Genomic DNA, 24,409 nt, shown 5'->3' on the forward strand with positions numbered 1-24,409 from the left:
ACGACTTAACGCATCGCCTTCACGTCGGCCGGCGTGACGTTCGCGGGCTGGCCGCCCCACGTCGCGCGCAGGTAGTTCGACAGCTGTGCAAGCTCGTCGTCGCTCAGCGTGTGCGCGAAACCCGGCATCGGTTGCAGGTTCTCGAACCCGGCGAACTTCTGCTCGCCGATGCCGTCGAGCATCGCGACCAGCAGGTTACGCGGATCGCCCTGACGCACCGTCGAGTTGCCGTTCATCGGCACCGCCACGTGCGGCTTGCCTTCGCCGTTGAAGCCGTGACAGCCCGCGCAGACCGCAAGATACACCGAGCGGCCGGCCGCGAGCTGCGCGGCATCGGCCGATACCGGCTTCACCGGTTGCGGCGCGGGCGGCGTGTCGCCGAGCAGGTACACCGACAGCGCGCGCAGGTCGTCCTTGGTCATGTATTGCGTGCTCAGGTGCACGACCGGATACATCTCGCCGAACGCCGAGCCTTGCGGCGCGATGCCGACGCCGAAGAACGTCTGCAGGTCGGCGCCCGTCCAGCCGCGCGCGGCGAGGCCGGCCGGCGTGATGTCGGGCGCGGCCACGCGGCCGAGTGCGGCACCGGCGAACGGCTTCGCGCTGTCAAGCTGGCCCGTCAACGCGCGCGGCGTATGGCATTCCGCGCAGTGGCCGAGCGCACCCGCCAGATAGCGGCCGCGCTGCCAGTCGGCGGACTGACCGGCCGACGCATCGGGCAGGCTGTCCTTCAGGAACACCATGTCCCAGAAAACCATCCCGAAACGCAGGTTGTACGGGAACTTCAGCTCGTGCTCGCGGTTTTCCTGCGCGACCGGCTTGACGGTCTTCAGGTACGCGTACATCGCATCGGAATCGGCGCGCGTGAGCTGCCGGTACGACGTATACGGCATCGACGGATACAGGCGCTTGCCGGGCGCCTTGCCGTCATGCAGCGCGGCGTAGAAGTCGTCCGCGCTCCAGCTGCCGATCCCGTGATCCTTGTCGGGCGTGATGTTCGAACCGTAGAACGTGCCGAACGGCGATTCGAGGGGCGCGCCACCGGCGAACGGCGCGCCGTCCTTCGCGGTGTGGCACGCCGCGCAGTCGGCGGCCTTGACGAGATAGCGGCCGCGCGCGACCGGGTCGGCGCCGGGCGCGCCGGAAGCCGCGTTCGAGGCCGGCGCGTCGTGGCCGCCGCACGCGGCGAGCAGCAGCGCGCAGGCCGCTGCGAGCGCGGGCAGGCCCGCAGCCCGCGCGACACGATGAGCGAATGTGCGTTTCATGCGGCGTCCTTCACGAGTCCCGGCGTCGTCAGCACCACGTCCTTGACGGCTTCGTAGTAGCGGACATAGCCCGTGCAGCGGCAGAGGTGCGCGTCGAGCGCCTCGGTGATCGTGCGTTCGACGTCGGCCTTCGCAACCGGCTCGCGCTTCAGGCGTTCGATCAGCACGGTCGCCGCATTGACGAAGCCCGGCGTGCAGTAGCCGCACTGGAAGCTGAAGTGCTCCAGGAATTTCTGCTGGATCGGCGACAGCTCGACCACTTCGCCGGCTTCGTTGCGCTTCGCGTGGCCTTCGATCGTGCGGATCGAACGGCCGTGGAAGAAGTGCGCGCCGGTGATGCAGGTGCGCATTTCCTCGCTGGTGCCGTCCGGCTGGTCGACGATCACGACGCAGGCGTGGCAGATGCCCTGCCCGCAGCCGAGCCGCGAACCGGTGAGGCCTGCATACTCGTGCAGGAACTCGATCATCATCAGCCCTTCGGGCACCTGCATCGGGCCGACGGACTTGCCGTTGATCTTCACCGACAGCGGCTTCTGCTGGAACCGGACGAGCGGACGCTCGACAGCAGCGGGCGCCGATGCCGGCGCAGCCGGCGCGGCGGGAACGGATGCCGGTGCGGCCGAAGCTGCCGCCGGTGCGGAAGCGCCGGTCGCAGCCGCGCTGGCGCTCGCGGCCGAAGCCGCGGTTTGGGCGGTCGTCATGCGAGCACCTCCTGAATCTTTTGCGGGGTCACCGGCAGGTCGGTGAAACGATGGCCGATCGCGTGCGCGATGCCGTTCACGATCGCGCCGACGACGGGAATCATCACCACTTCGGCGACGCCCTTCGGCGGATCGGTCTCGGACAGCGGCGGCAGCACGTCGCCCGTCTGCGTCCACACGGCGACATCCGACGCGCGCGGCAGCTGGTAACGGTTGAAGTTCCACGTGCCGTTGCCGGGGCCGTCTTCATAGAGCGGCAGGTACTCGTGCAGCGCATGCCCGATGCCCATCGCGAGGCCGCCCTGCAACTGGCCCGACACGAGCTGCGGCGAAATCTGGTTGCCGCATTCCATGATCGAGTGGTGCGTGAGCAGCTCGACCTTGCCGGTCGCTTCATGCACGGCCAGCTCGACGAGCGTGCCGACGGCCGTGTAGTACGTCACGGCCGCGTTGTTGCGGCTCGTCGGCGGAATGAACACGCGCTTGCGGTCCAGTACGCGGTAGCCGTTCGCGGTCGGCGCCAGCGTGCCGCGCATCGCGGTCGAGCCGGCCGGTGCAGCGGTGCCCGGCACCGGGCCGTTGTCGGCGCCCGTCTTCGGCGTGCCGACGCGCAGCGACAGCCCGTCGACCGGCAAGCGATCAACCGCGCCGCCCACTTCGAACTCGGCGTCGGTCCACTGCCAGCGGTTGAACACGTGCACGACGGCGCCGGTCGGCAGGCCGAGCGCATGCGCCTGTTTCGCGAGCTGTTCGAACGTCAGCGGCTCGAGGCCGTCGGCGGTCAGCTTGCCGTCGACCCAGCGCGCATCCTCGATACGGATCGTGTACGGCGCCGCCTGGCCGCCGCCGAGACCGCGCGTCCAGATCGACATCGCGGCCGGCCACAAGCCATAGCGGAACACCGCACGTGCGGCTTCGCGCGTGCTGTGCGTGAAGTAGTACGCGGAGTTCGTCGCGCTCGACGGCGACGCATAACCGGGCGACCAGCGCGGGTTCGCGCTCAGTCGATCCTGGTCGGCCTGCGACATCAGGTACGGATCGCCGCTCGTCTCGACCGGCAGGTCCGGCCATTCGGTCACGGCGACACGCACGTCCGTCGCCGGACGGCCGAGCCACTTCGCGACCGCGACGGCCTGCGACGTCGACATCCCGGTGCCGATCTCGGCCGCCGTGTGCTGCAGCGACACCTTGCCGTTCTCGTCGAACTCGACCTTCGCGAACGACGCTTCCGCGCCCGTGCCGAAATCCTTCTGCACGCACGCGAAGCCGACGCCGTAGCGCTTGCCCGGGTTCGCGGTCTCGAATTCGGCCTTGCGCGCGGCACGGCGCGTCCACAGCGGATGCTGCTTCGCGCGCTCCAGCACCTCGTCGACGCGCAGCGCGCCGGCGGGAATCGCACCCTGCGTGTTCTTCATCCCCGAACGCAGCGCGTTGCGCAGACGGAAATCGATCGGGTCGATGTTCAGTTGAGCGGCGATCTCGTCGACGGCCATCTCGGTCGCGGCCATGCTCTGCAGCGTGCCGTAGCCGCGTGCGGAACCGGCATCGATCGCGCGCGACGCGATCGCGACCGCGGCCAGGTCGCTCTTCGGGAAGTAGTAGATCGATTGCGCGGCCGTCGCGCCGACCATCGCGACCGACGGCGAGAAGTTCGACCGTCCGCCGCCGTTCGCCTCGAAGTCGCCCTTGAACGACTGCAGCAGGCCCGTGTTGCGGTCGACCGCGATCCGGTAGTGCATCTTGAACGCGTGACGCTTCAGCGACGTCTGGAACTGCTCGTAGCGGTCGTTCGCGAAACGCACCGGACGGCCTTCCGCGTACAGCGCGCAGACGAGGCCGTAGAACGGCACGTTGAAGTGATCCTTCGAACCGTAGCCGACCGTGTAGCACGGATGCACGAACAGCTTCTTCACCGGGAAGCGGCATTTCGCGACCATCGCGGCCGCGTTCTCGCACACTTCGAGCGGCGACTGCGTCGGCACGACGAGGTGCAGCGATTGCGTCGCGGCGTCGTACCAGCAGTTCGCGTTGTCGGGTTCGAGCGCGGCCGTATCGACCGACTGCGTGTTGTATTCGCGATCGAACACGAGCCAGTCGGCCGACGGATGGTCGAGCTCGCCGGCGATCTGCCCGGCCAGGAACATGCCCTGCTCGTCGAGCTTGCCGTGCTCCTTGCCGTCCGGCCAGACCGGCAGGTGCTTGCGCATCATGCTCGGGAAGATCGGCGCGTCTTTCAGGCTCGAATAGACATCGTCGTCATAGGCCGTCTTGCCGCCCACGCGCACGTAGCGGAAGGTACCCCACGGGTCGCGCTCGAGCGGGCCCGTGACCGCGCCGTAGCGGATCACGTCGTCGCGGAACTTGAGCGCGTTCTTCGCGAAGCGGAAGCGCGCGAAGTCGTGATAGATCAGGATCGCGACCGCATGGCCGAGATACGCGGGCGTCTTGCCGGCCGGCAACAGCATGTCGTCGCCGTAGAACGTCGGGAACGCGACGCCGTCGCGCGCGAGATCGTCGGCCGTGACCACGCGGTCCGGCTTCAGGTCGTCGCCGAGCAGCGACAGGTCGAAGCCTTCGTACGTGCGATCGGCCTGCGTGACGCGCAGGATCAGCGCATGCGACTGCTGCTGCGGCCAGTGCGGCATGTCGGCGGCGCGCACGTCGCGGGCGAACACTTTCGAGCCCGTGACCTTTGCGATGCCGTCGATGCGGAATTGGGGGATGCCGGTGACGCTATCCCATTTGACGGGGGTGAGGAGTTTTTCTTCGAAGAGCGCCGCGAATGCGCGGCTGCCCAGGGGCGCGACATACACTGCGACGCCCGCCAGCACGCTGGCTTTCAGAAAACCCCGCCGTGACAGGCCGTGGTTTTTCATTGGGGGAACCTCCTGATGCGGCTCGGACGGCGATCGGGTGTCGCGACGTTCGGAGCGGCGCGCATTCTGGCATTGTTTTAGATATATCGCCTATAGTATTTCTCGCATGAAATACTTATTGAAATCCTTATAACGGGATTCAGCCGGGCTGCGGCGGGCGGTCGCGGGGAGCAAATTCGTCTGCGTTTACCCCGGTTCGCTCCGGCCCTGGCCATCTCGACGGCATGCGGCCAGCACGCGTGCCACGCATCGTGGCCGGTCTCCGATCGGCGCCGTGCGTCTTCCCGTTCGCAACGATGCTGCCCCCGCGCCAACGAATGCGCAAGACTTTCGCAGACGTGGTTTACGACTAGCGGCCGGCTCGGCGTGGGGTCCTCCCGCCCTGCCGCGCGGCCTGTTTTTCATGGTAATGTCGTGCGCATCCGGCTGGGCCGGTGCTTCCGCCACGTGCCGTGCGGGCGCCGCCAGCCATCGCGACATCGTGTCGAGGTAAAAAGACCATGGCAGTCAGGACATCTCTCCTGAACTCCGTTCTCGCCACTCCCCCCTCCGGCAATCACCGCGTGACGGCCGCGCTGCGCCCGTCGATGCTCGTGACGCTGTTCGAGGACGTGCGCCCGATGGCGCTGTCCGGACTCGCGAGCAGCTTCGTCGCGGCCGTTGCGCTGATCCGGCTGCAGCAGCTCTGGTGTCTCGCGTGGCTCATCGTCGACTTCGGCCTGCTCGTCGCGAGGCTCGCGATCGCGCGCGCGTACGCCGTGCGTCGCAATGCCGGCGACGACCGCGCCGAATACTGGGCGATGCGCTATGCGCCCGTTTCGCTCGTTGCGTGCTTCGTGCTCGGTCTCGGCGTGATGGGCTGCGTACAAGCCGTCGACGTCGAACTCGGCACGCTGTCGGTGATGGTCGCCGGTGGCGTATTCGGCGGGATCGCGTCGCGCAATTCGGCGCTGCCGCGGCTCGCGATGACGCAGGTCACGCTCGGCGTGCTGCCGATCGGTGTCGGCGCGCTGCTCGCTCACCGGTCGGGCGCGTGGCTGCTGCTGCCGCCGCTCGCGATCTACCTCGCGGCGATGCGCACGGTCGTCCAGCGCCACTATCGCGTGCTCGTCGCGCTGATCGCCGCGCGCCAGCGCAACGCCGAACTTGTCGCGCGCTTCGACGCCGCACTCACCTACATGCCGCACGGCCTGTGCATGATCGACGGCGACAGCCGCGTGATCGTCGCGAACCGGCGCACCGCGCAGCTGTTCGGCTCGCCGCGCGAGATCATGCTCGATACGCCGCTGCCCGACGTCGTCGCCGCGCTCGGCGCGAACGCGGTGACCGGTCCCGGCGACGGTCTCGCCGCGCAGTGCGACGCATGGCTGCGTCGCGTCGAACCGGGGCCGTTCGACATCGCACTCGCCGACGGCCGCCAGCTCGAACTGACGCGCCATCGCGTGCCGGACGGCAATGCGGTGATCATCGTCGAGGACGTCACCACGCGCCGCCAGACCGAGCAGCACATCCGGCACCTCGCGCGGCACGACGCGCTGACGGGTTTGCCGAACCGTCACGAACTGCATGCCGAGCTCAAGCGGATGCTCGCACGCCGGCCGCGCCTGCCGAGTCCCGCATTCGCCGTCATGTATCTCGACCTCGACGGCTTCAAGGCGATCAACGACCGCTTCGGTCACCAGGCCGGCGACGAAGTGCTCACGCAGGTCGCCGAGCGGCTCGGCAAGACGCTGCCGCCCGGGGAACTCGCGGCGCGCATCGGCGGTGACGAGTTCATCGTCGCGATCGACGACACGACGATGCAGGCGTGCTCGATTCTCGCCGCACGGATCATCCGGCAGATCTCGGCGCCGTACGCGCTGTCGATCGGCGAGACCGTCTGCATCGGCATCAGCATCGGCATCGCGCTCGACGACGGGCACGGCTCGCCCGACGAACTCATCCGGCAGGCCGACAGCGCGCTGTACGACGCGAAGTCCGCCGGCAAGGGCATCTACTGCTTCTATTCGAGCGGCAGCCGCCGCGTGGCGCCGGTCACCGCGAGCTGATCCGGCGACGCCCGCACGGCACGCTGCCTCTCCGTCTTTTCCCTGCCTGCCGCATCCTCCCGACGATTCAATTCCGAAACGCTTTGCGGGTTCGCACGTGGCGTCGCGCATGCGCGTGTCACGTGACGTGTTCCGTAACATCGCGGTTTGCCGCGCATCACGTTGACCGCAGAAGCCGGCACGATCGACGCAGCGCAAGGCTTCTCACGGTTGGCACTCTTATTGCTCTCTGTCAGGGAAACAGGTTGTCAGGGAGACCCAACATGAATACCGTCGAAGTCCTCAGCCGCAGCGAAACCATCGACGAACTGGATGTGATCGACGGCGCATCGCTGATCCGCCGGCTCGTGTCCGAACGCCGCATGCCGGTTACGCGCGAGTCCGCCTGCGTCGACAATCCGCCGCTGACGCTGTACGGCGCGTTTCGCCAGGGCGTCGCCGATCACGGCACGCGACGCGCGAATCCGTATCGCGCCGGCAGCCGTTTCTGGGCACTGTGGGAAGAAGGACGTCTCGAAGCTGAAACATCGGGCCGCTAAGCCGGTGGCGCGCGCGGGCCCTGTCGCGGCAAGGGCCCGGCGCTGAATCCGGCATGCGAATGCAGCCGGCCCGCGCGCCGGCATGCGTTCATCGCTGCAACATCCGCGTGGTTTCGCGTGTCGTCCTCGTCGATCAAGACGAAGCTGTCATCGTTGGCGAAGCATGGAGGTCACTTCGCCAGCCGCGGTCGGCCGGGCGATGCGAAACCCCCGACTGTCACCGTCATGATTCTCCGGGCGCGTGTTCCAACCCGGATGGGTTGGCACCACGTGACCTCGGACGCCGCTCGCCGCGTCGCTCGTCGTCGCCCATCGGCGCAATCTCTCGCCGCGCGTGCGAGCGTTCATGGACTGGATCGAACCGGTGTTGGCGCCGTATTTCGATTGAGGGCGTGCGGACGTCCGGCGTTGCGCGCGCCCGCGCGCCGCGCGGCGGCCGTTTCCCGATAAGATGGCAGATTCCGTTCATCGAACGACGCTGCCATGACCGCCTCCTCTTCACACCGAAATCCCATTCACTGCGAAATCGATCTCGACGCGCAAGGCAAGCACGCGGGCTACCTGCGCCTGCCGCACTCCGTGCACCGCTCGGCATACGGCTGGCTGCCGATCCCGATCGCGTCGATCCGCAACGGCGACGGCCCGGTCGCGCTCGTGATGGCCGGCAACCACGGCGATGAATACGAAGGCCAGATCATCGTGTCGCAACTGATGCGCGAGATCGAGCCCGAGATGGTCACCGGACAGTTGATCCTGCTGCCGATGGCGAACTTCCCGGCGGCGGACGCGGGCCTGCGCGTGTCGCCGCTCGACGAAGGCAACCTGAACCGCAGTTTCCCCGGCGACCCGGCCGGCACGCCGACGCAGATGATCGCCCATTACATCGAGCACGCGCTGCTGTCGCGCGCGCAGTATCTGGTCGACCTGCACTCGGGCGGCAGCTCGCTGCTGTACCAGGGCGGCAACATGCTCGCGATCGATCCGCTCGACGCCGACGAAGCCGCGAAGCTCAACGGGCTGCTGGTCGCGTTCGGGTTGCAGAATGCGCTGCTGCATGCGCCGAATCCGGTGCATTCGGCGTCGGCCGCGCGTCGGCAAGGCGCGATCTCGATCGTGACCGAACTCGGCGGCGCCGGCATGGCCGATCCGTCGCTGATCCGTCTCGGCCGCCACGGGCTGCTGCATTACCTCGGGTATATCGGCCTGCTGCACGGCGCGCTCGTGCCCGACGCGCCGCCGACCGTCACGCGCTTCATGCGCGTCGACGGCGATCGCCATTTCGTCTATGCGTACGAGCGCGGGCTGTATGAACCGCTCGTCGAACTCGGCGACCAGGTGAAGGCCGGGCAACCGGCCGCGTGGGTGCATTTCCCCGATACGCCGTTGCGCGAACCGGTGCTGCACCGGTTCAAGGGCGATGGCGAGGTGGTGTGCAAACGCGTGCCCGCGCAGGTGCAGCGTGGGGATTGCATGTTTCAGCTGGCGGAGTTGTCAACGCCGCCGCGTGTCATCGCGTGACGCGCGCCACTGATTCATTCAGGAAGTCGCGTGGCTGAAATGCCCTGCCCGCGGCAGGGCCGAACCGACTCGCGACACACGCGATCTTCCGTACGCTTTTCGGCGTGAATCCATCGTCGTATAGAATGACGCGCTTTGCCCGTACTCCCATGTGGTTCAAAAATCTTCAGCTTCATCGTCTTCCCGCACCTTGGGCCGTCACTCCCGATCAGATGGAAAAATGGCTGGCGCCCCACGCGTTTCAGCCGGGCAACAGCTTCGAGATGCAGAGCCACGGCTGGGCGTCACCGCGTGATGACGGCGCGCTCGTGTATTCGATCAACCGGCAGATGCTGCTGGTGTTTCGCGCCGAAAAGAAGCTGCTCCCGGCGTCCGTCGTCACCCAGGTGACCAAGGCCCGGGCGCTTGAAGTCGAGGAACAGCAAGGCTTCAAGGTAGGGCGAAAACAGATGCGCGAACTCAAGGAGCAGGTCACCGACGAACTGCTGCCCCGCGCGTTCACCATTCGCCGCGATACCCGCGTGTGGATCGATACGGCGAACGGCTGGCTCGTCATCGATGCGGCTTCACAGACGCTTGCCGACGACATTCTCGGCCTGCTCGTCAAATCGATCGATCAGTTGCCGCTCGCCGGCGTTCAGGTGGCGCATTCGCCGGTCGCCGCGATGACGGACTGGCTGCTGTCCGGCGAGGCGCCGGGCGGATTCACCGTGGACCAGGACGCCGAGTTGCGCTCCAGCGGCGAAGGCGGCGCCACGGTGCGATACGTCGGCCACGCGCTGGAAGCGAACGACATGCGCCGGCACATCGAGGCCGGCAAACAATGCATGCGCCTCGCGATGACCTGGAACGACCGGATCTCCTTCGTGCTGACGCCGTCGCTGACGATCAAGCGTGTCACGCCGCTCGACGTGATCAAGGAGGCGGCGGATCCCACCGCGCAGAACGACGATGAACGTTTCGACTCGGATGTCACGCTGATGACGGGTGAACTGGCGCGGATGTTGACCGATCTTGTCGAGATCCTGGGTGGCGATCAGCAGGACGCGATTCAAAAGGCCGCAGCGGCCTGAATCCCGGCGCTGTCAACGATCGTCGCCCTCGTGGCGGGTCGCGGCCAGGCGCTCGCGGCCCGCAATGGGCATCGACAACGTACCGAAGCGGCCGCGAGCCGGTGCCGGCGCGATTGCGGGTTGCTCACACGCCCGCCGTCAACCGGATGACGCCGGCGCCTCGTTTCCCTGCGGCGCACCGCATTGATGGCAATGCGGGAAGAAGTAGAAATTCCGGCCGCCGCATCCGCATACGTTGAAGAGCCTCAATCCGCAATGCACGCAGAACGTGGAGTCGTCGCCGCCGAGATTCCATTGCTTGTCGCATGACGGGCAGCGCTTTTTCTCGAGTGAGCGAACGGCCTTTTCGTATCCGATCGTCCGTGCGCGTTCCCCCTGATCCTGCTGCAATTCGAGCCGCTTGCGTTCGGCATAACGCTGAAAGGCCTTCATCATGTAGAGGCCGGCGAATACCGTGAGCGCAATGCCGACCAGGACCCGGACATAACCGCCGAAATTCGGCAGGTACGGGACCAGTTCGATGAAAAACGCGCTCAGTGCAAACAGGCCGAAGCCATAGACGAAAGGCCAGTAGCGCGCCTTGCGGTAGCGGATGAACAACCAGGTCGCAATCAGCAGTATCGGCAGCGTCAGCGCAAGCCGCAGCCCGAATACCTGCAACTCGTAATGCCGGGTCGCCGCGTCGAAGCGCTTTTCGGCTGCGGCGTCCGCGTCGGCGGTCTGCGTGTCGACTTGAGCCTGCTGCGATGCCAGTGCCCGTTGCTGATCGCCGATCGCGTCGATCTGATGCTGCCAGTCGACCACCACTGCCTGGAGCGTATCGAGCTTGCGGGTTCTCGCCAGAAGGTCCGGGTCCCGCGCACTGTCCCCCGTCACCGAGCGGGTTGCCAGCCAGTTGCGGAAACTTTCCTTCTCGGCCGCGTACTCCTTCGCGGCGCGTCCATGCGCCACCTCCATCGCGCCGGCCTTCTCGGCGAGCGCGTCGTGCCGGGCCTGCAGGTCGCGCCGCGCCGCGTCCAGTCGCGCCTTGGTCGGTGCGTCGGCGAATTGCTCGATGACGGGCGGCCCGCCGCTCGGGGCAAACGCCATGTCGCGAATCACGAGACTGCCGAGCATGTTCAGAAATACGGCGAAGACGATCGCAATCACCCATGAGGCGAGTCGCAGCAACCGCGCCGGACTGGTCAGGCCATCGCTGGAAGTCATCATTGTTTTGCCTTTGTTGGAATGGTCATGACCGGATTCGAGCCGGCCCTGTTTCGTCGCTCCGGTATTGCCGCCACGTTTCGCACCGGGACGGACGGCACACTTATCGGCAAATCATCGCGAGCGCCGGCCATTGAAGGATATCGCAACTTCAAGTGGCCCCCGCCGCCGCCTGCGCTGCCCTTGAACGCCTTCCGGACCGGCGCGGCGACCGGGCCCTTCCGACGTTCTCCTGCTGCGCCTGGCGAAAGACCGCGCCTGCCCGATTTCAGCCGGCGTCGCCCCAACCCCACCCCACGCTCCCTGCAAGCCTTCTGACACATCCCGCGAAATCCTTATCGAAATTGCTTCGTTCGCCTTTGCCGGCCGCGCCGCTAACGTGTTCGAAACGGCGGCGGCGCGCCACCGGCATCGCACGATGCGCAGCGGCCGCCGCCATCACGACAACTGCGTCGCGATAACGGAACAGACCGGACGGGCCGCGTGCCCGCACCCCGCCAGGTACGTCCGCGTCGCGCGCTTTCCGCGATGCCCATGGCCACGAACGACCGCATCATCGACACGACGCCGCTCGACGTCCGCGCGCAACCGCTGATCGACGCGCTGATCGATGAGTATTCGACCCGTTACGACGCATACCGCCCCGACAGCCGCGCGTCCGCCCGCGACGAACTCGCACGCTACCCGGCCGAACTGTTCGCGCCGCCCGAAGGCGCGTTCGTGCTGCTGCTGCGCGACGGCGAAACGATCGGCGGCGGCGCGTTCAAGCGCTACGACGCGCAGACCGCCGAACTCAAGCGCATCTGGACGCATGCCGACCTGCGTCGCCAGGGCCTCGCGCGGCTGATCGTCGAAGCACTCGAACTGCGCGCCGCGCAGCAAGGCTACCGCCGCCTCTACCTGACCACCGGCTTTCGCCAGCCCGAAGCATGGGCGCTGTACGACCGCACCGGCTATACGCGGCTGTTCGATTCGTCGATCGACCCCGAAGCGTATTTCCACCTGCGCTTCGGCAAGGATCTCGTCGATCCGGCGCGCACGTCGACGCTGGCCGACCTGTGGGCACCGCTGCCGGAACCGGTGCTGCCGCGCTGACGGCACGACGCCCCGCCTTTCACACCGCACCTTCCGCTTTCCACGACAGGACGTTTTCATGCACCGAGCCGTACCGCTTTCTTCCCGTACCGTGCGCACGCTGGCCGCCGCGCTGATCGGCCTGACCGCCTTCGCCGCCGCAGCAGCGGCCGCGACCTTCGACCTCAGCCCCGAGCAGCGCGGCCGTCCGCGCGGCGCGGCCGACGCGGCGGTCGAGCGCGCGGTGCCCGCATCGTTCAAGTTCGCCGAGCCCGGCACGTTGACGATCGGCATCGCGCCGAGCCTGCCGCCGATCAGCTCGTATGCGACCGACGCGCGCACGGTGATCGGCTTCGACGCCGACATCGGCCAGCTCGTGTCCGACAGCCTCGGCCGCAAGCTGAAGATCGTCGCGCTCGCATGGGCCGACTGGCCGCTCGCGCTCGAATCGGGGAAAGTCGACGCGGTGATCTCGAACGTCACCGTCACCGAGGAGCGCAAGCAGAAGCTCGATTTCTCGACCTACCGCAAGGACCAGGTCGGCTTCTACGTGCGCAACGACAGCAAGATCCAGGCGATCCGCGAGCCGAAGGACGTCGCGGGGCTGCGCATCGTGACCGACGCCGGCACCAACCAGGAAAAGATCCTGCTCGCGTGGGACCGCGAGAACGTCGCGCACGGGCTGAAACCCGTGCAGATCCAGTACTACGACGACCAGGCGATGCGCATCGTCGCGGTGCAGTCGGGCCGCGCCGATGCGGTGTTCAGCGTGAACTCGGTGCTCGCCTATCAGAGCGCGCAGCAAGGCAAGACACGGCTCGTCGGCGCGATCAGCGGCGGCTGGCCGCGCACGGCCGACATCGCGATCGCAACGCGCCGCGGCAGCGGGCTCGCCGATCCGCTGACCGTCGCGCTGAACGGGCTGATCAAGACCGGCCGCTACCAGCAGGTGCTCGACCGCTGGAACCTCGCGTCCGAAGCGATCGACCAGTCGCGCACGAATCCGCCCGGGCTGCCGAAGAGCTGAGCGCCGCGCCGGCCCGCCGTCCAGTCACGCTCATTTCACTCCTACGCAGGAACGCTGCCCATCATGTCTTATTCGCTTTCGCTGCTGGACAAGAGTCCGATCGCCGACGGCGCGACCGCCGCCGACGCACTGCGCTTCACGACGACGCTCGCGCAGCGCGCCGAACAACTCGGCTACGAGCGCTTCTGGGTCGCCGAGCATCACGGCACGCCGGGCTTCGCGAGCTCGGCGCCGGAAGTCGTCGTCGCGCACCTGCTCGCGCATACGTCGCGGATCCGCGTCGGCTCGGGCGGCGTGATGCTGCAGCACTACAGCCCGTTCAAGGTCGCCGAGACGTTCAAGCTGCTGGCCGCGCTCGCACCGGGCCGGGTCGACCTCGGTATCGGCAAGGCGCCCGGCGGGCTGCCGCTGACCACGCGCGCGCTGCAGTGGTTTCACGACAAGGCGCGCAAGCCTGACTTCGCCGGCCAGCTCGCGGAGCTCGACGCGTTTCTCGGCTGGGGCGTTGCCGAAGATCATCCGCTGGCCGGCGCGGTCGCGATGCCGGTGCCGCCGCAGCTGCCCGAACGCATCCTGCTCGGCGGCTCGCCGGACAGCGGCGCGCTCGCCGCGCGCAACGGCTGGCGCTTCTGCTACGCGGGGCATTTCAACGGCGACGACGCCAATCTCGAACGTTCGCTCGATGCCTATCGCAGCGCGGGCGGCGCGAAGCCGCTCGTCGCGCTGTACGCGGTCGCCGCGCCGACGCGTGACGCGGCCGAGCAACTGATCGGGCCGCTGAAGATCTTCAAGCTGCAGTTCGCGGGCGGCCAGAGCTTCAACCTCGCCAGCGCGCAAGCGGCCGCCGAATTCGCACGGCAAAGCGGCGCGTCCGATTACCGGATCGACGAGTTGCGCCCGACCGTGCTGGCCGATACGCCCGAGCGCATCCACCGCGCGCTGGACGCATTGAGCCGGCGGCTCGACGTCGATGCCTTCGTGATCGACTCGCCGGTAACCGACTACGCGGCGCGGCTCGCGTCGGCCGAATGGCTCGGCGGCGCACTGTCCGCCACGCCGTTGCAGGCGGCCCTGGCGGCCGACCGCTCCTTCTCCCCTGACCAGAACGCGTGACGCTCCCATGACCACCCAACGATCGATCCCCTTCGGCCTGATGCTGCAAGGCGCAGGCAGCCACATGAACGCCTGGCGGCACCCGAGCAACCCGCCGGACGCCAGCATCAACCTCGACTTCGCGATCGGTGTCGCCCGCAAGGCGGAAGCCGCCGGCATCGCGTTCGCGTTCGTCGCGGACGGCCTCTTCATCAACGAGAAGTCGATCCCGCACTTCCTGAACCGCTTCGAGCCGCTGACCGTGCTGTCGGCGCTCGCGGTCGCGACGAAGAAGATCGGGCTCGCCGGCACGATCTCGACGTCGTACAGCGAGCCGTTCACGGTTGCGCGCCAGCTGGCATCGCTCGACGTGATCAGCGGCGGCCGCGCGGGCTGGAACGTCGTGACGACGCCGCTCGAAGGCACCGCGAAGAACTTCGGCAAGGCGCATCCCGATCACGAATTGCGCTACGAGATCGCCGACGAATACCTCGACGTCGTGCAGGGCCTGTGGGACAGCTGGGACGACGACGCGTTCGTGCGCGACCGTGCGACCGGCCGCTTCTTCGATCGCGACAAGCTCCACACGCTCGATCACCACGGCCGTTTCTTCCAGGTCGCGGGGCCGCTGAACATCCAGCGCTCGCCGCAAGGGCAGCCGGTGATCTTCCAGGCCGGCTCGTCCGACACCGGGATCGGCCTCGCGGGCAAGTACGCCGATGCCGTGTTCACGCATTCGCCGTCGATCGAGGAAACGGCCGCGTTCACACGGCGCGTGAAGCAGAGCGCGATCGAGCACGGCCGGCAAGCCGGCGACGTGAAGATCTTCCCCGGCGTCGGGCCGATCGTCGGCCGCACGGCCGCCGAAGCGGAAGCGAAATACCAGGCAATCCGCGACCTGCTGACGATCGACGAGGCGCTCGCGTACCTCGGCCGCTATTTCGACCACCACGATTTCACGCAGTACGCGCTCGACGCGCCGCTCCCCGAACTCGGCGAACTTGGCCGCAACAGCTTCCGTTCGACCACCGACCGGATCAAGGCCGACGCGAAGCAGAAAGGCCTGTCGCTGCGCGAAACGGCGCTGGCGGTCGCCACGCCGCGCCCGAACTTCATCGGCACGGCCGAGCACGTGGCCGACGAGCTGATCCGCTGGCACGACGCGGGCGCCGGCGACGGTTTCATCCTCGGCTTTCCGGTACAGGCGCAAGGCGTCGACGATTTCGTCGAACTCGTGATTCCGGCGCTCGAGGCGCGCGGCCGCTACAGCCGGGACCTGCCCGGCGCGACGCTGCGCGACCACCTCGGCCTGCCGCGCAAGGCGAGCCGCCACGCGGCGCCCGGCGCGCCGCACGAAACGGCGGCCGAAGCGCACGCCTGACGCCACCGCGCCGCCCGTGGGCGGCGCGCCCGCCCGACAGATTCGAGGATGTCCAACGACATGAGCGACACGACCCATCTCGGCGGCGCACTGCCGCCGCTCTCTTCCCCCGCCGCGCGCGACGCCGGCACGCGTTTCCGGATCGTGCCCGCGCGCCACCGGTCGCGCACGGCCGGCACCGTGCTCGCGCTCGTGCTGATCGCGATCACGCTGCATTCGATCCTCGGCAACCCGCAATGGGGCTGGCCGGTATTCGCCGAATGGTTCCTGTCGCCGCCGGTGCTGTCGGGGCTCGCGCGCACGCTGGTGCTGACGCTGCTCGGTGCGGTGTTCGGCTTCGCGCTGGGCGCATTCGTCGCGCTGGCGCGGCTGTCGCGTTCGCGCCTGCTGTCCGCCAGCGCATGGACCTTCGTGTGGCTGTTCCGCTCGATTCCGCTGATCGTGCTGCTGCTGATCCTGAACAACCTCGGCTACCTGTACGAACACGTGCGGCTCGGCGTGCCGTTTACCGACATCGTGTGGTTCGAGGCGCCGACCACCGAGCTGATCAGTCCGTTCCTCGCCGCCGTGCTCGGCCTCACGCTGAACCACGCGGCGTTTTCCTCGGAAGTGATCCGCGGCGGCATTCTCGCGGTCGACCAGGGCCAGCTCGAAGCAGCGGCCGCGCTCGGGCTGCCGCGCGGCCGCCAGACCACGCGGATCGTGCTGCCGCAGGCGATGCGCGCGATCCTGCCGACCGCGTTCAACGACCTGATCACGCTCGCGAAAGGCACGTCGATGGTCTACGTGCTCGCGATGCCCGAGCTGTTCTACACGGTGCAGGTGATCTATCGGCGCAACCTCGAAGTGATTCCGCTGCTGATGGTCGCGACCGTCTGGTACCTGATCATCCTGACCGTGCTGTCGGCGATCCAGGTGCAGGTCGAGCGGCACTATGCACGCGGTGCGCTGCGCAATCCGCCGCCGTCCGTGCTCACCTTTGCGCTCGCGCGCATCGGTGCGCTGTGGCGGCGTGCCACGTCGCGCCGCGCGGCATCGATCGCGCGGGCCGCCGGCGATGCCCGCGCCGATACCGCCGCTGCCGCCGCGCCGCGCACCGGCGGCGAGGTAGCCGTGCACGGCGTGTCGAAGCAGTTCGGCATGCAGCGCGTGCTCGACAACGTCTCGTTCGTCGCGCCGCGCGGCAGCGTGACCGTGATCGTCGGGCCGTCGGGCTCCGGCAAGTCGACGCTGCTGCGCACGATCAACCATCTCGAACGCGTCGACGACGGCTACATCGACATCGACGGCGAACTGATCGGCTATCGCCGCGACGGCGACGTGCTCCACGAGCTGAAGGAACGCGACGTGCTGAAGCGGCGCACCGCCGTCGGCATGGTGTTCCAGAACTTCAACCTGTTCCCGCACCTGACGGTGCTCGAGAACCTGATCGAAGCGCCGATCGCGGTCGGCGGCGTGACGCGCGATGCGGCCGAACGCACCGCACGCACGCTGCTCGCGCGTGTCGGCCTCGCGGACAAGGCCGATGCGTACCCGCGCCAGTTGTCGGGCGGCCAGCAGCAGCGCGTCGCGATTGCGCGGGCGCTCGCGCTGCGACCGAAGGTGCTGCTGTTCGACGAACCGACGTCGGCGCTCGATCCAGAACTCGTCAACGAAGTGCTCGACGTGATCAAGGAACTCGCGCGCTCGGGCACGACGCTCGTGATCGTCACGCACGAGATCGGCTTCGCACGCGAAGTCGCGGACAACGTGCTGTTCATGGAGCGCGGGCGCGTCGTCGAGGCCGGGCCGCCGGCCGTGGTGCTCGACGCGCCGTCGCATCCGCGCACGCGCGCGTTCCTGTCGCGGGTGCTGTGATGCGCGCCGCTTCCGACCTGCGAGGAACCGCGCAATGACCGACCGGCGCCAGTTCATCTCGGCCGCGCTGGCCGCGGCAACCGTCCTGCCATGGCAGGCCGCGCACGCGGCGGCGGCAACCGCCGATCTCGACCCGCGTCAGGCCGGCCGCCTGCGCGCGGATCGCGACGACGCGGCGATCCGTGCGGCAGCCGCCTACCGCTGGGTGCGCGACGGCGCGTTCACGGTCGCGATTTCGCCGCATGCGCCGCCCGTGTCGACGTACGCGACCGACGCGCGCACCGTGGTCGGCGCCGATCCCGACTATGCGCAACTCGTCGCCGATGCGCTCGGCCGCACGCTCGTGCTGGTGCCGATCGCATGGGCCGACTGGCCGCTCGGGCTCGCGTCCGGCAAGTACGACGCGGTGATCTCGAACGTCGGCGTGACCGAGAAACGCAAGGAGAAATACGACTTCACGACCTACCGGCTCGGGCTGCACGGCTTCTATGTGCGTACCGGCAGCCCGATCACGAAGATCGCCGAGCCGAAGGACATCGCGGGCCTGCGGCTCATCACCGGCGCCGGCACGAGCCAGGAGCGCATCCTGCTCGAATGGAGCAAGCGCAATGTCGCACAGGGGCTGAAGCCGGCCGAGCTGCTCTATTTCGACGACGATGCAACGGCGCGCGTCGCGCTGCTGTCGGGCCGCGCCGACGCGGAGTTGAACCCGAATGCGTCGCTCGCGTACGAGGCCGCGCGCAGCGGCAAGATCCGCCGGGTCGGCGTCGTCAATGCGGGCTGGCCGGCCAATGCCGATGTCGCGATCGCGACGCGGCGTGGCAGCGGGCTCGCACCGGCGCTGACGCTCGCGACGAACGCGCTGATCGGCAACGGCCGCTACGGGCAGGCGCTGGCGCGTTGGGGTTTGCAGAGCGAGGCGATCGCGCATGCGGAGACCAATCCGCCGGGGCTGCCGTCGTTCTGACGACCGAAGACAATCACCCCGGCATGCCGCGAAGGACATGCCGGGGCGATTCAACTCGCACGCTGTTGGTCTACGCCGGCACGGCCGCCTGATACCGGTCGAGTTCAGCGACCTGCGCATGAATCGCCGGAATCAGGTCGCGCCCGTAAGCCAGCGCATCGTCGAGCGGATCGAACCCGCGAATCAGGAACGTCGATACGCCGAGCCGGTAATACGCGCCGAGCGCCCGTGCGACCTGCTCCGGCGTGCCGACCAGCGCGGTCGAATTCCAGCGCGCGCCGGTCAGGTTCGCGACACCCATCCACAACCGCTCGTCGAGCACGTCGCCCTGCGCCGCGGCCGCCATCAGCCGCTGCGAGCCCGCATTCTGCGGTGCATGACCGGCGATCGGCTGGCCGTTCGCGACCCGCGCCGCGCGCACGCGTTCACGGATCGCCTCGGCCTTCTCCCATGCGGCCGCCTCGGTGTCGGCGACGATCGGCCGGAACGACACGCTGATGCGCGGCGCACGCCCGAACGGCACGGCGGCAGCCCGCACGCGGGCGATCTGCTCGCGCACCGCGTCGAGCGGCTCGCCCCATGTCATGTAGACGTCCGCATGCTCGCCCGCGACCGCCAGCGCGGCCGGCGACGACCCGCCGAAATAGATCGGCACGTGGGGCCGCTGCGCGCCTTTCACGAGCGGTGATGCGCCGCGCAGGCGATAGAACGCGCCGTCGTGATCGACCGGCGCATCGGCCGCCCAGATCCGCTTGAGCACGTCGAGATATTCGCCGGTGCGGCGGTAGCGGGCATCGTGCGGCACGAAATCGCCGTCGCGCTGCAGATCCTCATCGTCGCCGCCCGACACGACGTTCAGCGCGAGCCGGCCGCCGCTGAACACGTCGAGCGTCGCGATCTGCCGCGCGGCGGCCGACGGCACGATCACGCCCGGCCGGTGCGCAAGCAGGATGCGGATGCGCTCGGTCGCGGCGGCCGCGAACGACGCGACGATGAAGCCGTCCGCCGCGTTGCTGAAATGGCCGACCAGGACCTGGTCGAAGCCGGCCGCCTCGTGCGCCTGCGCGAAGCGGCGCACGTAGTCGGGCTGGACGGCCGCGCCGCCCGGTACGTCGACCTCCGCGCCGGGTGTCGCGGTGATCATGCCGATGATGTCGACTGGCATGGCGGGGTGTCCTCGTGTGACGCGATCGGGAATCGGGAGAATCGGGGGAATGGACGCACGGTCACTGCGCGGCGGCCGTCTTCTGCGCAGGCACGGCGAATGCGCCCGCATACGAGCGGTCGAGCAGCTTCGACGTGTCGTACGCGGCCGGAATCACGCCGGCCTTGTGCAGAAAGTCGGCCGTGTTCTGCGCGTCCTTCGCTGCCGTGTCGTCGACCGGGCCGACGCGCTGCTTCGCGTGGTTGAGCCAGCGGTACGCAACGTCCGGTTCGAGCTTCGCGCGCTTCGCCCACAGGTCCGCATACTCGCGCGGATGGCTGTCGACCCACTGACGCGCGGCCACCACGCGCCGCAGGAAATCGGTGATCTCGGCGCGCTTGCCCGACGCGGCCGCCTCGTTCGCGGCGACGAAACTCAGCGCGGGCATCAGCCCCTGCGCGGTCGTCACGGGCCGCGCGCCCTGCCGCAACGCCAGCGTGCTGACGAACGGCTCCCACAGCGACACGGCGTCGACCGAGCCGTTCGCGAAGGCGTTGGTCGCATCGATCGGCATCAGGTACGCATACTTGACCGAATCGGCGCGCAAGCCCGCGTGTTCGAGCGCGCGCAGCACGAGTTGCTGACTCCACGCGCCGCGCCATACGGCGATGGTCTTGCCCTGCAGATCGGCCACGGTGCGCACGGGTGAGTTCTTCGGCACGAGGATCGCGACGCCGTCGAGGCTCTGCCGCGATACCGCGACGACCTTGACCGGCGCGCCGCGCGCGGCCAGCGTCAGCAGTGCGGAATCGCCGAGGAAGCCGACGTCGATCGCGTTGCCGTTCAGGCTTTCGGCAACGGGGGCGGCGGCCTGGAAGTGCTTCCACTCGATCGTGTAAGGCAGGTCCTTCAGCACGCCGGACGCCTCCATCGACGCCTGGATGTTGAAGTAATTCTGCTCACCGACGCGCAGCGTGACGGTGTCCTTGGCAATGCCCGGCTGCGCGGCAAGCGCCAGCAAGAGCGCCGTGACGATTCGGCTCGACAACATGATCTCCCGGAAGGTTGGCAGGCTGCCGCGCGATGGCGGCGCCGCGTGGTCCACCGTGCGCGACGGCCGGCGGACCGGATGGAACCGGTGAAGATACGTCGATCGGCTTCATGAGACAAACGTAATATTCTGCTATGCAAAGATGCAAATATTTTATGAAGCGAGCGCACTCTCACCGTGCTCGCGATCGGCCTCCGCCGTCTGCCGTTCGAATGATTCCTCGATAGATATTTCGCGCACGAAATAAATCACGGACTATATTTCGCATACGAAATAACTACCCGAGCGAGGACGGCCATGACCTCCCAACCCATCGAGTTTTCCGCCGCCGACGGCTACACGCTGCACGGCACGCTGTGGTCGCCGGACGCCGCGCCGCGCGCGCTGGTGCTGATCCATCCGGCGACGGCCGTGCCCGAGCGGCTGTATGCGGGCTTCGCGCGCTTCCTGACCGAACGCGGCTTCGCGGCACTGACCTACAACTATCGCGGCATCGGCGCATCGCGGCCTTCGCGCCTAGCCGCGCTGAAGTCGCGCATGCGTGACTGGATGGAACTCGACGTGGGCGCCGCGACCGCATGGGCACGGCACGCGTACGAAGGGCTGCCGCTGCTGGCCGTCGGCCACAGTGTCGGCGGGCATGCGATCGGGCTGTCCGCCGCCACGCCGCACCTGCGCGCGGCCGTGCTCGTCGCCGCGCATGCGGGCAGCACGCGGCTGATCGCGCAGGCGGCCGAACGCCTGAAGGTTCGGCTGATCCTGCGCGTGCTCGGCCCGCTGATGTCCACGCTGCTCGGCTATGTACCCGGCAAGCGGCTCGGGCTCGGCGAAGATCTGCCGGCCGGCGTGTTCCGCGAATGGAGCCGCTGGACGACGCTGCCGCACTATTTCTTCGACGATCCCACGCTCGGCGCGGCCGAGCGCTTCTCGAAACAGCAGCTGCCGATCCTCGCGCTCGGTTTCGACGACGATCCATGGGCGAACCCGGCTGCGATCGGGCTGCTGGTAAGCTATCTGACCCGCGCGAAGGTCGAACGCCGCCAGATCGATCCGCGCGCGGCGGGCAGCGGCCCGGTCGGGCACATGGGCTTCTTTCGCAGCCGGCCCGGCACCGTGCTGTGGCCCGACGTGGCCGACTGGCTCGCGCAGGCGCTCGACACGCCACGCAACGCGAGCCGTCCCTCCCTTTCCATTGCAGCCGGGAACCCAGCTTGAGCGAAGACCGACGACTGTTTTTCATGTTGAACATCGGCCAGCGGCGCGTGCAGCGCTGGATCGACCGCAAGGCCGAAACCGAGACGCGTGCGAGCGCCGCGCAGGCCGGCGCGCTGTTCTGTCTCGCCAGGCAGGATGGCGCGCTGATCGGCGAAGTCGGCGCCGCGCTGCAGCTCGCGCCGTCCGCGATGACAGGGCTCGCCGACCGGATGGCAAAGGCCGGTCTCATCACGCGTCATGCCGATTCGGACGACGGCCGCGCAACACGGCTGTACCTGACCGACGAGGGCCACGCGGCGCTCAAGCGCGCACGCGTGCTGCTGCGCGAACTGAACGGCAAGCTGTGCGACGGGTTTTCCGACGACGAACTCGATGTCGTCGCGCGCTGGCTGCACGCGTTGCAGGACCGGTTTCCGGCGGAGCGCTGAGCGGCACGTTCCCGCTCCGCAACCGGCTCGCGCCGGCATCAATAGAAAGCGGTCGCGATTCGCGTTTTCGAGTCGATTTTCATGTCGCCCCTACGGCAAATTTTGCGTTGCCGACACACGCTGCCGGCAACGCTTTCCGGCTACTGACTGTTACAAAAAACTGCCTGTCGGGCGGCATTCGAATCGCCTACATTGCAATCCACTTCGACACATTCGTCGCATGCCCGGACTGGCCTTTCCGTCGGGTCGACATCGCAGGCACACCCGACAAGCAATGAAAATGAAGAGGAGTCTTAACCGACGTGCTGGCGGCTTCCAGCGCACGCGGATTGCGATGACCGAAGCGGCATCCTGAACGGCACGCGGCGACGGGCGCGGCATGATTCGCCATGCCCCGGCTCGCGTGGCCGTGCCGTGCCGTGCCTTCGCAGCCGCACGTCAACGAGGAGCAGTCCATGCGACGCACGATCGTGTCCCCTTCGCTTGTCATCCGCCTTTCCGCAGCGATGGCGATGGCCGCCGCTGCGACCGCGCACGCCGAGCCTGTCGTCGTGTCCGGCCCGAGCCCGTTCGCCGCGTGCACCATCGGCGGCCCCGGCACCAACTACGTGAACGCCGAAGTGGAACCGTGGCTCGCGGTCAACCCGGCGAACCCGACGAACATGATCGGCGTGTGGCAGCAGGACCGCTGGTCGAACGGCGGCGCGCACGGGCTCGTCGCCGGCTACACGTTCGACGGCGGTGCGACCTGGGCTCGCACGCCGCAGCCGTTCAGCGCATGCGCGCCGGGCGGGCTGAAGTACGAGCGCGCATCCGATCCGTGGGTATCGTTCGGGCCGGACGGCACCGCATATTCGGTGTCGATCTCGTTCAACCAGTCGAACAACGGCAACGCGGTAGCCGCGTCCGTATCGACCGACGGCGGACAGACGTGGAGCCGTCCCGCCGTGCTGATCGCGAACGACGAACCGACGACGCAGTTCTTCAACGACAAGGAATCGGTGACGGCAAGCCCCGTGAAGGCCGGCACCGCCTATGCGGTATGGGATCGTCTCGAGTTGCCGAACGGCAATCCGTACGCGAACCTGCATACGCAGGCGTTTCGCGGGCCGACGCTGTTCTCGAAGACGACCGACGGCGGCAAGACGTGGAGCGCCGCGAAAGTCATCGTCAACGTCCCGTCGCGCCAGCAGACGATCGGCAACCAGATCGTCGTCGATCCGAAGAGCGGCACGCTCTACGATTTCTTCGACCTGATCCAGCCGCCGTTCAGCAAGGCAGCCGGAAAGGTCGCGTTCATCAAGTCGACGGACGACGGCGCGACGTGGACGAAGCCGCAGGTGATCGCGCGGCTGCAGACGGTCGGCGTGACCGATCCGAACACCGGCGAACCGGTGCGCACCGGCGACATCATTCCGGAGCCCGCGATCGATCCCGCGTCCGGGCAACTCTACGTGGTGTGGCAGGACAGCCGCTTCAACGGCGGCAAGTACGACGAGATTGCGGTATCGACGTCGAAGGACGGCGGCGCGACGTGGAGCACGCCGCAGCAGTTGAACACGCCGACCGGGCGCCCCGCGTTCAATCCGTCGGTGCGCGTCGACAACACGGGCGCCGTGATGGTCACCTACTACGACTTCCGCGACCTGCAGGCCGGCAACACGACGACGCTGCCGACCGGCTTCTGGCGCAAGATCTCGCTCGACGGCGGCACGACGTTCGCCACCGAGCGGCGCGTGGGCGGCCCGTTCGACATGAAGCTCGCGCCCAACGCCGAAGGATTCTTCATCGGCGACTACCAGGGGCTCGACGTGCGCCCGTCGTCGTCGTTCCACCCGTTCTTCATCCAGACCAACGCGGGCAACCTGACGAACCGCACGGACGTGTTCTTCGCACCGTGATGCGACACTGACCGCCACGCCGCCGCGCAACACCATTCATCGCGCG

General features: G+C 68.0%; 19 protein-coding genes and 1 pseudogene. 14 read left to right on the forward strand and 6 right to left on the reverse strand.

Annotated elements, in window-relative coordinates:
* Positions 1 to 5 precede the first annotated feature (5 nt).
* From HWX87_RS02160 to HWX87_RS02170, 3 genes are read right to left on the reverse strand one after another with little or no spacing between them, the layout of a single operon-like run.
* Positions 6 to 1,265, reverse strand: a complete 1,260-nt coding sequence (locus tag HWX87_RS02160) for a cytochrome c (protein WP_176045448.1) — start codon at positions 1,263 to 1,265, stop codon at positions 6 to 8.
* Positions 1,262 to 1,966 (reverse strand): (2Fe-2S)-binding protein, encoded by a 705-nt coding sequence (locus HWX87_RS02165; protein ID WP_176045449.1) that lies wholly within the window; start codon positions 1,964 to 1,966, stop codon positions 1,262 to 1,264. Before HWX87_RS02165 ends, HWX87_RS02160 begins: the two co-directional genes overlap by 4 nt.
* A complete protein-coding gene (locus HWX87_RS02170; RefSeq protein WP_176045450.1) occupies positions 1,963 to 4,842 on the reverse strand; it encodes a molybdopterin cofactor-binding domain-containing protein in 2,880 nt (959 codons plus the stop codon). Before HWX87_RS02170 ends, HWX87_RS02165 begins: the two co-directional genes overlap by 4 nt.
* A 500-nt stretch (positions 4,843 to 5,342) precedes the next feature.
* Between HWX87_RS02170 and HWX87_RS02175 the strand changes: the two genes are divergently transcribed.
* From HWX87_RS02175 to HWX87_RS02195, 5 genes and pseudogenes are all read left to right on the forward strand, one after another.
* Positions 5,343 to 6,890, forward strand: coding sequence for a sensor domain-containing diguanylate cyclase (locus HWX87_RS02175; RefSeq protein ID WP_176045451.1), 1,548 nt, complete (start codon positions 5,343 to 5,345; stop codon positions 6,888 to 6,890).
* A gap of 263 nt (positions 6,891 to 7,153) precedes the next feature.
* Complete coding sequence (locus HWX87_RS02180) at positions 7,154 to 7,429, forward strand: hypothetical protein (RefSeq protein ID WP_176045452.1); 276 nt, start codon at positions 7,154 to 7,156, stop codon at positions 7,427 to 7,429.
* Positions 7,430 to 7,712: 283 nt separating this feature from the next.
* Positions 7,713 to 7,817, forward strand: a pseudogene (locus HWX87_RS02185) (LysR family transcriptional regulator); the annotation flags it as partial.
* A 95-nt stretch (positions 7,818 to 7,912) separates the two neighbouring features.
* Positions 7,913 to 8,947: a succinylglutamate desuccinylase/aspartoacylase family protein gene (locus HWX87_RS02190; RefSeq protein WP_176045453.1), complete on the forward strand. Its 1,035-nt coding sequence runs from the start codon at positions 7,913 to 7,915 to the stop codon at positions 8,945 to 8,947.
* A gap of 149 nt (positions 8,948 to 9,096) precedes the next feature.
* Entirely contained in the window at positions 9,097 to 10,020 is a 924-nt protein-coding gene (locus HWX87_RS02195; protein WP_176045454.1) for a recombination-associated protein RdgC, read from the forward strand.
* 138 nt (positions 10,021 to 10,158) lie between these two features.
* Here the strand turns inward: HWX87_RS02195 and HWX87_RS02200 are convergent, their stop codons facing one another.
* A complete protein-coding gene (locus tag HWX87_RS02200; RefSeq protein ID WP_176045725.1) occupies positions 10,159 to 11,226 on the reverse strand; it encodes a hypothetical protein in 1,068 nt (355 codons plus the stop codon).
* A 534-nt stretch (positions 11,227 to 11,760) separates the two neighbouring features.
* On the opposite strand from HWX87_RS02200, the gene HWX87_RS02205 reads away from it, so the two are divergent.
* The 6 genes from HWX87_RS02205 to HWX87_RS02230 all read left to right on the forward strand — a co-directional run bounded on the left by HWX87_RS02205 (position 11,761) and on the right by HWX87_RS02230 (position 18,624).
* Entirely contained in the window at positions 11,761 to 12,321 is a 561-nt protein-coding gene (locus HWX87_RS02205) for a GNAT family N-acetyltransferase (protein ID WP_176045455.1), read from the forward strand.
* A 58-nt stretch (positions 12,322 to 12,379) separates the two neighbouring features.
* Positions 12,380 to 13,327, forward strand: coding sequence for an ABC transporter substrate-binding protein (locus HWX87_RS02210; protein ID WP_176045456.1), 948 nt, complete (start codon positions 12,380 to 12,382; stop codon positions 13,325 to 13,327).
* 63 nt (positions 13,328 to 13,390) lie between these two features.
* Positions 13,391 to 14,440 (forward strand): LLM class flavin-dependent oxidoreductase, encoded by a 1,050-nt coding sequence (locus tag HWX87_RS02215; protein WP_176045457.1) that lies wholly within the window; start codon positions 13,391 to 13,393, stop codon positions 14,438 to 14,440.
* Between the two features lie 7 nt (positions 14,441 to 14,447).
* Positions 14,448 to 15,800: an LLM class flavin-dependent oxidoreductase gene (locus HWX87_RS02220; RefSeq protein WP_176045458.1), complete on the forward strand. Its 1,353-nt coding sequence runs from the start codon at positions 14,448 to 14,450 to the stop codon at positions 15,798 to 15,800.
* A 60-nt stretch (positions 15,801 to 15,860) separates the two neighbouring features.
* The gene (locus HWX87_RS02225; RefSeq protein WP_176045459.1) at positions 15,861 to 17,657 is read left to right on the forward strand and encodes an amino acid ABC transporter permease/ATP-binding protein; all 1,797 of its coding nucleotides are present in this window, start codon (positions 15,861 to 15,863) and stop codon (positions 17,655 to 17,657) included.
* Between the two features lie 34 nt (positions 17,658 to 17,691).
* Positions 17,692 to 18,624 carry an ABC transporter substrate-binding protein gene (locus HWX87_RS02230; RefSeq protein ID WP_176045460.1) on the forward strand — a complete coding sequence of 311 codons (933 nt, stop codon included), beginning with the start codon at positions 17,692 to 17,694 and terminating at the stop codon, positions 18,622 to 18,624.
* 70 nt (positions 18,625 to 18,694) lie between these two features.
* Here HWX87_RS02230 and HWX87_RS02235 read toward each other — a convergent pair whose 3' ends face one another.
* Together HWX87_RS02235 and HWX87_RS02240 are read right to left on the reverse strand one after the other, a co-directional pair.
* Positions 18,695 to 19,789 (reverse strand): LLM class flavin-dependent oxidoreductase, encoded by a 1,095-nt coding sequence (locus tag HWX87_RS02235; RefSeq protein ID WP_176045461.1) that lies wholly within the window; start codon positions 19,787 to 19,789, stop codon positions 18,695 to 18,697.
* A gap of 61 nt (positions 19,790 to 19,850) precedes the next feature.
* Positions 19,851 to 20,819, reverse strand: a complete 969-nt coding sequence (locus HWX87_RS02240; protein ID WP_176045462.1) for an ABC transporter substrate-binding protein — start codon at positions 20,817 to 20,819, stop codon at positions 19,851 to 19,853.
* A gap of 297 nt (positions 20,820 to 21,116) precedes the next feature.
* Between HWX87_RS02240 and HWX87_RS02245 the strand changes: the two genes are divergently transcribed.
* From HWX87_RS02245 to HWX87_RS02255, 3 genes are all read left to right on the forward strand, one after another.
* The gene (locus HWX87_RS02245; protein WP_176045463.1) at positions 21,117 to 22,034 is read left to right on the forward strand and encodes an alpha/beta hydrolase; all 918 of its coding nucleotides are present in this window, start codon (positions 21,117 to 21,119) and stop codon (positions 22,032 to 22,034) included.
* Positions 22,031 to 22,462: a MarR family transcriptional regulator gene (locus HWX87_RS02250; protein ID WP_176045464.1), complete on the forward strand. Its 432-nt coding sequence runs from the start codon at positions 22,031 to 22,033 to the stop codon at positions 22,460 to 22,462. The genes HWX87_RS02245 and HWX87_RS02250 overlap by 4 nt, the downstream gene beginning before the upstream one ends.
* A 455-nt stretch (positions 22,463 to 22,917) precedes the next feature.
* Positions 22,918 to 24,363 (forward strand): sialidase family protein, encoded by a 1,446-nt coding sequence (locus HWX87_RS02255; RefSeq protein WP_176045465.1) that lies wholly within the window; start codon positions 22,918 to 22,920, stop codon positions 24,361 to 24,363.
* The last annotated feature ends 46 nt before the right edge of the window (positions 24,364 to 24,409 follow it).

Origin of the sequence: Burkholderia sp. BCC1644 (assembly GCF_902833225.1) — a bacterium.
In the GTDB taxonomy this organism is placed as follows: Bacteria; Pseudomonadota; Gammaproteobacteria; order Burkholderiales; family Burkholderiaceae; genus Burkholderia.

What these genes read in the sequence shown, in the direction of transcription:
- HWX87_RS02160 (WP_176045448.1), bottom strand. Translation starts at nt 1,265, where the DNA reads ATGAAACGCACATTCGCTCATCGTGTCGCGCGGGCTGCGGGCCTGCCC.
- HWX87_RS02165 (WP_176045449.1), bottom strand. Translation starts at nt 1,966, where the DNA reads ATGACGACCGCCCAAACCGCGGCTTCGGCCGCGAGCGCCAGCGCGGCT.
- HWX87_RS02170 (WP_176045450.1), bottom strand. Translation starts at nt 4,842, where the DNA reads ATGAAAAACCACGGCCTGTCACGGCGGGGTTTTCTGAAAGCCAGCGTG.
- HWX87_RS02175 (WP_176045451.1), top strand. Translation starts at nt 5,343, where the DNA reads ATGGCAGTCAGGACATCTCTCCTGAACTCCGTTCTCGCCACTCCCCCC.
- HWX87_RS02180 (WP_176045452.1), top strand. Translation starts at nt 7,154, where the DNA reads ATGAATACCGTCGAAGTCCTCAGCCGCAGCGAAACCATCGACGAACTG.
- HWX87_RS02190 (WP_176045453.1), top strand. Translation starts at nt 7,913, where the DNA reads ATGACCGCCTCCTCTTCACACCGAAATCCCATTCACTGCGAAATCGAT.
- HWX87_RS02195 (WP_176045454.1), top strand. Translation starts at nt 9,097, where the DNA reads ATGTGGTTCAAAAATCTTCAGCTTCATCGTCTTCCCGCACCTTGGGCC.
- HWX87_RS02200 (WP_176045725.1), bottom strand. Translation starts at nt 11,226, where the DNA reads ATGACTTCCAGCGATGGCCTGACCAGTCCGGCGCGGTTGCTGCGACTC.
- HWX87_RS02205 (WP_176045455.1), top strand. Translation starts at nt 11,761, where the DNA reads ATGGCCACGAACGACCGCATCATCGACACGACGCCGCTCGACGTCCGC.
- HWX87_RS02210 (WP_176045456.1), top strand. Translation starts at nt 12,380, where the DNA reads ATGCACCGAGCCGTACCGCTTTCTTCCCGTACCGTGCGCACGCTGGCC.
- HWX87_RS02215 (WP_176045457.1), top strand. Translation starts at nt 13,391, where the DNA reads ATGTCTTATTCGCTTTCGCTGCTGGACAAGAGTCCGATCGCCGACGGC.
- HWX87_RS02220 (WP_176045458.1), top strand. Translation starts at nt 14,448, where the DNA reads ATGACCACCCAACGATCGATCCCCTTCGGCCTGATGCTGCAAGGCGCA.
- HWX87_RS02225 (WP_176045459.1), top strand. Translation starts at nt 15,861, where the DNA reads ATGAGCGACACGACCCATCTCGGCGGCGCACTGCCGCCGCTCTCTTCC.
- HWX87_RS02230 (WP_176045460.1), top strand. Translation starts at nt 17,692, where the DNA reads ATGACCGACCGGCGCCAGTTCATCTCGGCCGCGCTGGCCGCGGCAACC.
- HWX87_RS02235 (WP_176045461.1), bottom strand. Translation starts at nt 19,789, where the DNA reads ATGCCAGTCGACATCATCGGCATGATCACCGCGACACCCGGCGCGGAG.
- HWX87_RS02240 (WP_176045462.1), bottom strand. Translation starts at nt 20,819, where the DNA reads ATGTTGTCGAGCCGAATCGTCACGGCGCTCTTGCTGGCGCTTGCCGCG.
- HWX87_RS02245 (WP_176045463.1), top strand. Translation starts at nt 21,117, where the DNA reads ATGACCTCCCAACCCATCGAGTTTTCCGCCGCCGACGGCTACACGCTG.
- HWX87_RS02255 (WP_176045465.1), top strand. Translation starts at nt 22,918, where the DNA reads ATGCGACGCACGATCGTGTCCCCTTCGCTTGTCATCCGCCTTTCCGCA.